The following is a 9,322-nucleotide window of genomic DNA, read 5'->3' on the forward strand; positions in this document are numbered from 1 at the left end:
ATACCAAATTAAAAGACTTTATTGAAGACTTAATTGTCATTAATTTACATTGATTTTCCTTGTTTTTTAAAATTAAATACAATTTGTGATTTAAAAACCACAACAAATTATAACAACGAATCAAAATAACGATGTCAGACAAATTCAGCAAAATTTACGATCTTTCTATTAAAGATCCCGAAAAATTTTGGCAAGAAGCAGCGGATGACATCTTTTGGTTTAAGAAACCAACAAAAATTTTAAATAAATCTAATCCTCCTTTTTACAAATGGTACGAAGATGGGGTGACCAATACATGTTACAACGCTTTAGATTTTCATATCGATCAAGGAAAAGGTGATAAAACTGCTCTAATTTATGATAGCCCCATTACAGGGAACAAAAATAAGTTTACTTACGAGGAATTAAGATCAAAAGTTTCAAAGTTTGCGGGTGCACTTAAGGATCAAGGTGTCAGTAAAGGGGATCGAGTTATAATTTATATGCCAATGATCCCTGAAGCAGTGGTTGCAATGCTGGCTTGTGCAAGAATTGGTGCAATACATTCAGTAGTATTTGGTGGTTTTGCTTCAAATGAACTTGCAAGCAGAATTGATGATAGTAAAGCCAAACTTTTAGTGACCGCATCATGTGGCTTTGAACCAGGACGAACTGTTGAATACAAACCTTTGGTAAATGAAGCAATCAAACAAGCTCAACATAAAATTAGTAAGATGATTTTATTTCAAAGAAAGGGTCACGAAGTTAAATTAAATGCGCCAATGGAGATAAGTTGGGATGAAGCGCATGTTAATGCCAAAGATACTGATTGTGTTGAAATGAATTCAAACGAATTTGCTTACATACTTTACACATCAGGCACTACTGGGACGCCAAAAGGTATCGTGAGAGACATTGGGGGTCACATAGTTGCATTAAAATGGACGATGAAAAATATTTATAACATTGATACAGATGATATTTGGTGGTCGGCAAGTGATATTGGTTGGATCGTTGGTCACTCCTACATTGTCTATGCTCCATTGTTCAAAGGATGCACCACTGTATTGTTCGAAGGTAAGCCTGTGGGCACACCTGATGCTGGAGCGTTCTGGAAAATAATTTCTGACTATAAAGTAAAATCTTTATTCACCGCGCCAACAGCTTTTAGAGCAATTAAAAAAGAGGATCCTGAGGGAAAGTTTTTTTCAAAATATGATTTAAGTAAATTTGAAAGTCTATTTCTTGCAGGAGAACGTGCTGATCCTGATACAATTAAATGGGCAGAAAATTTATTAAAAGTTCCAGTAATTGATCACTGGTGGCAAACTGAAACAAGTTGGGCGATTAGTTCAAATTGTACTGGAATTGAAATGATGAAAACAAAATATGGCTCAGCTTGTAAAGCAGTACCAGGTTATGATGTTAAAATAATAAAATCAGATCAAACGTTAGCTAAACCAAATGAGATGGGAGATATTGTAGTAAAATTACCTTTACCTCCAGGAACTTTTCCAACTCTGTGGAATGCAGATCAAAGATATAAAGAAAATTACATGTCAAACTATGAAGGTTATTATCAAACATATGATGCAGGTCACATTGATGAAGATGGTTACATCTGGATTATGTCTAGAACTGATGACATTATCAATGTTGCAGGTCATAGATTATCAACAGGTGCAATCGAAGAAGTTTTATCAGAACATCAGTCAGTTGCAGAGTGTGCGGTGCTTGGAATAGCTGATAAATTAAAGGGTCAATTACCTATTGGATTAATTGTTTTAAAAGCAGGAGTAGATAAAGACAATGAAACAATTTCTAAAGAATGTATTCAAATGGTTCGAGATAAAATTGGACCTGTGGCTGCTTTTAAAGTTGCAATTGTTATTAAAAGACTTCCAAAAACAAGATCGGGTAAAATTTTAAGAGGAACAATTAGAAAAATCGCTGATAGTGTTGAATATAAAATGCCTCCAACTATTGATGATCCAGCAATTTTAGATGAGATCAAAGAGGATTTAATCAAAAATAATATTCTAAAAAGTGCTTAAAACTTATTTATTTCTAATCGGTGCAATTTTTTGTGAAGTAGCAGGAACTATGTTACTACCAGTATCACAAAACTTTACTAAAATTATTCCTACAAGTTTTCTTGCCATATTTTATTTAACTGCTTTTTATTTACTAACTTTTGTAGTGAACAAACTGCCAATAGCAATTGTTTATGCCACATGGAGTGGTCTTGGAATATTTACAATTGCAATACTGGGGTATATTTTTTTCAAGCAAACTTTAGCTTGGCAGGCAATATTAGGATTATTTTTAATTGTAATTGGAGTAGTGTTAGTAAATAGTTTTACAATAAAGCTTAATTAAACTTTAATGGGGTACCTTCTGGATCTCCTATAATTTTTCCATCTTTCATTTTTGTTTTCCCAGCAATAATTGTTGCTACAGGTGTTCCTTTAAACTCAACATCATTAAAAGGTGACCATCCACATTTACTTTCAATATTTTCATTCTTTATTACAATCTTTTTATTCATATCAACAATCGTGAAATCGGCATCATAACCCTCTTTAATAAATCCTTTATTCTGAATGCCAAAAATTTTAATGGGATTTTCACACACTAAGTTCATTAATTGATTAAGTGATAATTTTCCATCATTAACATGGTTTAACATTACTGGCATTAGAGTTTGAACACCAGGCATACCTGAAGGTGAGTTGGGATACTCTTTATCTTTGTTTGCTTTTAAATGTGGGGCGTGGTCTGAGCCAATTGTGTCATTGATATTATTTTTAACTGCATACCATAATCTATCATAATGAGATTTATCTCTAATTGGTGGATTCATTTGTGCATAGGTACCAAGTTTGTCATAACAATCTGGAGCATAGATTGTTAAATGTTGCGGGGTAATTTCGAAAGTAATATTACCTTTGTGTTGAGATAAAAAATCTATTTCTTGCTTTGTTGTTATATGAAGAACGTGAGCTTTCTTATTATATTTTTTGGCAATTCTAACAATTCTTTTAGTTGAAGAAATAGCACACTCCTCACTTCTCCATAGGGGATGAGAGTGAACATCTCCATTCTTAATTAATTTTTTATTCCTATTTAAAATTTCCTCATCTTCCGAATGAACCGCAACTATTTTTGAGCAATGTTGAAAGACTTTATCGATATCTTCCTCAAGTGCTACCAAAAGATTACCTGTTGATGAACCTACAAATAATTTGATACCACAGCATCCCTCTAAATCTTTCAGCTCTGCTAATTGATTAACGTTTTCGGCTGTTGCACCAAAATAGAAAGCGTAATTGCAATACATTCTATTTTTTGCAAGATCTAATTTTCTTTGAAATTCTTTAATGTTGGATGTGGGTGGGTTAGTATTTGGCATTTCAAACACTGCCGTAATACCTCCCACAACTGCTGCTCTACTTCCTGAATGAAGATCTTCAGTATCTGTTGAGCCAGGTTCTCTAAAATGAGTTTGGGTATCAATACATCCAGGCAAGACTATTAGGTTTTTTGCATCATACACTTCTTTTGCTTCTTCTGATACATCACCAATTTTTGATATCTTACCGTCTTTAACAGCAACATCTTTATTTTCTAACTTCCCATTGATATAGCACTGTCCATTTTTGATTATTAGATCTAACATTTTTGAGAAAAGTTATTATATTAAAATCAGATATCAATCAAATATGAATAATAGTGTTTATATATTAGAAGATAGAGCCATACTTTACGTCAATGGTTCAGATGCAAAAGATTTTCTGCAAAATCTGATTAGCAATGACATTAACAAAGTTACAGATAACTCCAGTTGTTTTGCATCATTGTTTACTCCGCAAGGTAAATTTTTATATGAATTTATGGTTGTGAAACACAAATTGGGTTACTTCATTGATTGTGAAAAATCTCAGTCTGATGAGATATTTAAACAATTAAATTTATATAAAATAAGATCAAAAGTAGAAATTCTTAATTTAAGTAACGAATTTGTGGTTGCTAGTTTTGGATACGAAAAATATTTATCTATTGAAGGTACAAAGGATATCTTGGGTTTTACATTTAAGTATAGAGAAGATCCTATTTTTTTAGATCCGAGAAATAAACACTTGGGTGCTAGACTTATAATTAATCTTGAAAAACTTTATTTATCTTTGAAAAAGCTTGATCTTAAAAACGATAAAATTGAAAACTATCATATCCATAGTCATAAACTTGGTATAGTTCCAAAAGACTTAAATAAATTGAAGAATAAATTATTTGGTATTGAGTGTAACTTTGAAGAACTAAATGGTATTGATTTTAAAAAAGGCTGTTATGTTGGGCAAGAAAATACTGCCAGAATAAAATTAAAAAATAAGCTTTCAAAAAGATTACTACCAATCGAGATTATTGATGGAGAATTAATGGAGAATGAAAGTGTTTTAAATAATAATGTTGAGATTGGAAAAGTCTTAATTAATGAAACGTATCCTTTTGCCCTAATTAAATTTTTAGATTCAAATTTTGAAAAGGACAAAATATTTCAAGGTAAAAATGGTTCTTTTAAAATTTTCGTGCCCGAATGGCTTAAAATTTAAATAGCTGAGTTTCAATTCCCCTCAACTAAAACTAGATGAGCTTTCGCCGCTAATTCTCTAACCGCTTTAGCCGCTTGATATTTTTCTGACTCATAGAATTTACGAGCAGCATCAATGCTTTCAAATTCAATTAATACAACAGTACCTAAATTTTCACCTTCTCTTACGTCAGGACTGGGTTCACGAACAAGAACTTTGCCATTGTGCTCTCCAATAGTTGGTCCGGACATTTTTTTAAACTTTTCCATACCTTCTTTATCGTGTTCTTTAAGATGTGCTATCAAATATCCTTTGCTCATAATTTTCTCCTTTATGTTTTAATGTAACAAATCCTGAACCAAGAGTCTAAATTGTTTTAAATTGAAAAAAATAATGAGCACAATCTGAGCACACTCTGAGCACACTAAGCTTAAAAATTTGAAATTTTTGATTAAAAAGTCCCCATAAAAATTTCATTTTGGTGCGGCTAGAGAGACTCGAACTCTCATGGACTAGGTCCACACGGCCCTCAACCGTGCCTGTCTACCAATTTCAGCATAGCCGCAAATTTGACCCACATTAAATCAATGACAAGTAGGTTTCAAATTGATAAATTTTTATTATGGAATTTAATCAGGAAGTAAAACAAGCAACTGATCCTATTTATAAAAAGATCTCCAAGGTTATGCCTGAAATTGAATGGTCAGTGCATGCTCCCTATATTCATAAAATAAATAAACTTAAAAAAGAAAAAAATGCAGTAATTTTAGCTCACAATTATCAAACCCCAGAAATTTATCATGGTATTGCAGATTTCTCAGCAGACTCTCTAGCTCTTGCTGTGGAAGCTTCAAAAACTTCAGCAGATATAATTGTTATGGCTGGTGTACATTTCATGGCTGAAACTGCAAAGTTAATGAGCCCAAATAAAAAAGTTTTACTACCAGATATGAAAGCAGGTTGTTCTCTTTCATCTTCAATTACCGGAAAAGATGTCAGATTATTAAAAGAAAAATATCCTGGTGTGCCTGTAGTTTCGTATGTCAACACTTCTGCAGATGTAAAAGCAGAAACAGATGTATGTTGTACATCGGCAAATGCAGTAAAGATTGTAAAATCTTTAGGGGTTAAAAAAGTAATTTTTTTACCAGATGATTATCTTGCAAAATATGTTGCTTCTCAAACAGATGTTGAGATTATTTCTTGGAAAGGAATTTGTATTGTTCATGACCAATTTAACGAAAAAGAAATTCAAAATATTAGAAAGAGCAACCCAGGGATTAAAATCATAGCTCACCCTGAGTGTCCACCAGATGTAATAAAGGCAAGTGATTTTGCAGGATCAACCTCGGGAATGATAAACTATGTTAAAGATAATCAACCAAAGAAAGTTATGATGGTAACTGAATGTTCAATGAGTGATAACATTCAAGTCGAAAATCCAAATGTAGAATTTGTCAGGCCATGCAACATGTGTCCGCACATGAAGAAAATAACATTGCCAAAAATTTTAGATTGTTTAGAGAATGAAACTGGTGAAATTATTATGGATCAAGAAACAATCAATAAAGCAAGAATGTCAGTTGAAAAAATGGTTTCTATCGGCAGATAACTTTTTGTGTCTCAAATAAAACTCAGCGAAAATTTTATAAAAAGTAACGTTAAACTTGCGCTCAATGAAGATTTATATCCTTCAGGTGATATTACTTCTAGTTTAATTAAAAATAATGAAATAATTGAGGCAAAATTAGTATCTAATCAGGATGCTGTGATTGGTGGGCTACTATTTGTAAAGTATACTTTTGCACTTATAGATAAAAAAATTAAATTCATTACAAAAACGAAAGAAGGGTCTTTTGTAAAAAGAAATTCAATAATCGCAATTATTAAAGGAAATAAAAAAAATATTTTGATTGCAGAAAGAGTTGCACTAAATTTTTTATCTCATATTTCAGGTATTGCTACAAAAACTAATCAATTTGTAAAATTGGCAGGAAAAAAATGTAAAATTTGTTGTACTAGGAAAACTATTCCTAATTTAAGAGTTATACAAAAATATGCAGTAAAATTAGGTGGGGGAACTAATCATAGATTTAACTTAAGTGACGAATTTTTGATAAAAGACAATCATATTGCAAATTCAAACATTAGGGAATTAGTAAGTTTGGCAATCAAAAACAAAAAAAGAAAAAAAATAACAGTGGAAGTAGATACAATTAAACAGCTGAAGAAAATAATCGGATTAAAATTTGATCGTGTTTTATTTGATAATATGAGTGTTAAAAATTTAAAATTAGGAGTCAAGCTTGCAAAAAAATATTATCAAACTGAAGCTTCAGGAAATATTAATCTCAAAAAGATTAAATCGGTTGCAAAAACTGGTGTAAATAGAATTTCTGTTGGTGGCATAACCCATAGTGCACCAGCAATTGATTTTAAATTAGAAATTTAATTAACAAATTTTGAAAGATCTGGTTTAAAGTAATTTGGACCTTTCATTACTTTGCCGTGTTCATTATAAATTGGTTTTCCATTCTCGTCTAACTTGCTCATGTTAGAGTTTTGAACTTCATCAAAACACTTATCTAAATCAATTCCAAAAGCGTGACCTGCCCCATAAGTAACATACAGGATATCCGTTAAAGCATCGGCAACCTCTAATAAATCCTTATTATTCATTGCTTCTGTTAGCTCAGTTAATTCCTCTTTTATTAGATCTAATCTTAATTTATTGATTTTATCTGTGCTAAATGAAGGCTTATTTTTAACTTCTTGACCAAAGGTTTTCATAAAAATTCCAACCTTACTAAAATTTGACATATTGCTCCTGTAAGTTTTATAAAATTAATGTATATTTATAGTAATTTAATATTTGCCTATTAATCAATGAAATTAAGAAAAGAATTCGATAGTATTGGAACAATTAATGTTCCTAATGATAAATATTGGGGAGCTTCAACTCAAAGATCAAAAAAATATTTTGATATTGGTGAATTTTTAGTTAGACCAGTTTTAATTAAATCTATCGCAATCATTAAAAAAGCTGCTGCTATAGTTCATAGAAAAGAAAAACAGATTGTACCAAAAATTTCTAATGCGATTGTAAAAGCATCCAATGAAGTAATCAGTGGTAAATTAGATAAACACTTTCCACTAAAAGTTTGGCAAACTGGCTCTGGTACCCAAACTAATATGAATGTAAATGAAGTAATTGCGAATAGAGCAATCGAAATTTTAGGTGGAAGAAAAGGTACAAAAAAACCAGTTCATCCAAATGATCATGTAAATAAATCTCAATCTACTAATGATGTATTTCCTACAGCAATGCATATAGCTATAGCTATGGAATCTAAAAATAAGTTGCTACCATCTCTTGAGCTTTTAAATAGAGAATTGAAAAAAAAAGTTTCCCAATTTAAAAATATTGTAAAAGTTGGAAGAACTCATCTTCAGGATGCAACTCCTTTATCATTAGGACAAGAGTTTTCAGGATATCAATCTCAATTAGAGGATTGTATTGTAAGAATTAAAAATGCTTTAAATGAAATTTATTATTTAGCTCAAGGTGGTACTGCAGTTGGTACAGGAATTAATAGTAAAAAAGGTTTTGATAAAAAAGTAATAAACGAAATAAAAAAAATAACGAAACTACCTTTTAAACCAACTAAAAATAAATTTGCTGCGTTGGCAGCTCATGATGAAATTGTAAATTTTTCTGGAACCTTAAATACCACTGCTGTTAGTTTAATGAAAATTGCTAATGATATAAGATTTTTAGGATCGGGACCAAGAGCTGGATATGGTGAAATAATTTTACCTGCAAATGAACCAGGTTCATCGATTATGCCTGGAAAAGTAAATCCAACACAATCAGAAGCAGTGACAATGGTTTGTGTTAAAGTAATCGGTAATCATAATGGAATAACAATGGCAGGTTCACATGGACATTTTGAGCTTAATGTTTTTAAACCATTAATTGCTCATAACATTTTACAATCTATTGATCTTCTTGCAGATAGTACCAATAATTTCGCTCTATATTGCGTTAAAGGAATTAAAGCAGATAAAGTAAAAATTAAAAAATTTTTAGACAACTCATTAATGCTAGTTACTGCACTAGCTCCTCATATTGGATACGATAACTCTGCCAAAATAGCTAAGACAGCGCTTAAAAAAGGCACAACACTAAAAGAGGAGGCTTTAAAAACAAAATTAATTAATGAAAAAGATTTTGAAAGAATAGTAAATCCAAAAAAAATGATTTATCCAAAATAAGCTGCTAAAATATCATTTACAAAATTTTTAAAAGTAATTTTATTAAAGAATTTTTTACTATTTGAATTAAAATTTGAGATAATTTCTTCTATCTTTTTATTGGACTTATTATCAATTCTTAAATTGTCAAAAGTAATTTTCTCCTCATTAAAATCATAATTAAAGTCTAATTCTATTTTTCCTATATTTTTTCTTAAATCTTTTTTTATTTGAAAAAATTTAAAAAACTCATCCTGATTTTGAACATCAAATGAAGTTCTTCCATTAAAATTGATTTTTTCTTTGTCAAAATCTAAAAATGCATCAGAAAAACTTACATTTACATTTTCTTTCCAAATTATATTAGAATTAGAAAAATTATAATTTCCTTCCTCTATTTTCAATTTTAATGATAAATCTGAAAATCTATCAAAATCATAAACATTCTTAACATCAAAATTTACTATAGCATTAAGATTTTTATTATCTAAAATTTGAGA

Annotated in this window: 10 protein-coding genes and 1 tRNA gene; 6 read left to right on the top strand and 5 right to left on the bottom strand. The window is 30.5% G+C overall.

From position 1 onward, the window contains the following. The first annotated feature begins 131 nt into the window (after nt 1-131). Nucleotides 132-2,033, top strand: a complete 1,902-nt coding sequence (locus ACTT83_RS04595; protein ID WP_440918944.1) for a propionyl-CoA synthetase — start codon at nt 132-134, stop codon at nt 2,031-2,033. Continuing rightward, on the top strand, nt 2,026-2,358 hold the full coding sequence (locus ACTT83_RS04600) for a DMT family transporter (protein WP_440918945.1): 333 nt from the start codon (nt 2,026-2,028) through the stop codon (nt 2,356-2,358). Before ACTT83_RS04595 ends, ACTT83_RS04600 begins: the two co-directional genes overlap by 8 nt. Here the strand turns inward: ACTT83_RS04600 and ACTT83_RS04605 are convergent. Further along, a complete protein-coding gene (locus ACTT83_RS04605) occupies nt 2,351-3,658 on the bottom strand; it encodes a dihydroorotase (RefSeq protein WP_440918946.1) in 1,308 nt (435 codons plus the stop codon). The two genes, ACTT83_RS04600 and ACTT83_RS04605, sit on opposite strands and share 8 nt — an antisense overlap. A gap of 43 nt (nt 3,659-3,701) precedes the next feature. Here ACTT83_RS04605 and ygfZ point away from each other — a divergent pair, with 43 nt between their 5' ends. Continuing rightward, entirely contained in the window at nt 3,702-4,589 is an 888-nt protein-coding gene (gene ygfZ, locus ACTT83_RS04610) for a CAF17-like 4Fe-4S cluster assembly/insertion protein YgfZ (RefSeq protein ID WP_440918947.1), read from the top strand. Nucleotides 4,590-4,600: 11 nt separating this feature from the next. On the opposite strand, the gene ACTT83_RS04615 is transcribed toward ygfZ, so the two are convergent. Both ACTT83_RS04615 and ACTT83_RS04620 read right to left on the bottom strand, forming a co-directional pair. Further along, nucleotides 4,601-4,888, bottom strand: a complete 288-nt coding sequence (locus ACTT83_RS04615) for a DUF1330 domain-containing protein (RefSeq protein WP_440918948.1) — start codon at nt 4,886-4,888, stop codon at nt 4,601-4,603. A gap of 159 nt (nt 4,889-5,047) precedes the next feature. Next, nucleotides 5,048-5,133 (bottom strand) — tRNA-Leu (locus tag ACTT83_RS04620). A 57-nt stretch (nt 5,134-5,190) separates the two neighbouring features. Here ACTT83_RS04620 and nadA point away from each other — a divergent pair. Next, a complete protein-coding gene (nadA, locus tag ACTT83_RS04625) occupies nt 5,191-6,180 on the top strand; it encodes a quinolinate synthase NadA (protein ID WP_440918949.1) in 990 nt (329 codons plus the stop codon). Nucleotides 6,181-6,186: 6 nt separating this feature from the next. Continuing rightward, nucleotides 6,187-7,020, top strand: a complete 834-nt coding sequence (gene nadC, locus ACTT83_RS04630) for a carboxylating nicotinate-nucleotide diphosphorylase (RefSeq protein ID WP_440918950.1) — start codon at nt 6,187-6,189, stop codon at nt 7,018-7,020. Here the strand turns inward: nadC and ACTT83_RS04635 are convergent. Next, complete coding sequence (locus ACTT83_RS04635) at nt 7,017-7,388, bottom strand: phosphoribosyl-ATP diphosphatase (protein ID WP_440918951.1); 372 nt, start codon at nt 7,386-7,388, stop codon at nt 7,017-7,019. The two genes, nadC and ACTT83_RS04635, sit on opposite strands and share 4 nt — an antisense overlap. 66 nt (nt 7,389-7,454) lie before the next feature. On the opposite strand from ACTT83_RS04635, the gene fumC reads away from it, so the two are divergent. Next, entirely contained in the window at nt 7,455-8,843 is a 1,389-nt protein-coding gene (fumC, locus tag ACTT83_RS04640; protein ID WP_440918952.1) for a class II fumarate hydratase, read from the top strand. Here fumC and ACTT83_RS04645 read toward each other — a convergent pair. After that, a partial coding sequence (locus ACTT83_RS04645; RefSeq protein WP_440918953.1) for a hypothetical protein occupies nt 8,831-9,322 on the bottom strand: 492 nt, incomplete at its 5' end. The genes fumC and ACTT83_RS04645 overlap by 13 nt on opposite strands.

This window comes from Candidatus Pelagibacter sp. (genome assembly GCF_052049775.1).
Classification (GTDB): Bacteria; Pseudomonadota; Alphaproteobacteria; order Pelagibacterales; family Pelagibacteraceae; genus Pelagibacter.

Coding starts and splice junctions, on each gene's coding strand:
- ACTT83_RS04595 (WP_440918944.1), top strand. CDS start 132: ATGTCAGACAAATTCAGCAAAATTTACGATCTTTCTATTAAAGATCCC.
- ACTT83_RS04605 (WP_440918946.1), bottom strand. CDS start 3,658: ATGTTAGATCTAATAATCAAAAATGGACAGTGCTATATCAATGGGAAG.
- ygfZ (WP_440918947.1), top strand. CDS start 3,702: ATGAATAATAGTGTTTATATATTAGAAGATAGAGCCATACTTTACGTC.
- ACTT83_RS04615 (WP_440918948.1), bottom strand. CDS start 4,888: ATGAGCAAAGGATATTTGATAGCACATCTTAAAGAACACGATAAAGAA.
- nadA (WP_440918949.1), top strand. CDS start 5,191: ATGGAATTTAATCAGGAAGTAAAACAAGCAACTGATCCTATTTATAAA.
- ACTT83_RS04635 (WP_440918951.1), bottom strand. CDS start 7,388: ATGTCAAATTTTAGTAAGGTTGGAATTTTTATGAAAACCTTTGGTCAA.
- fumC (WP_440918952.1), top strand. CDS start 7,455: ATGAAATTAAGAAAAGAATTCGATAGTATTGGAACAATTAATGTTCCT.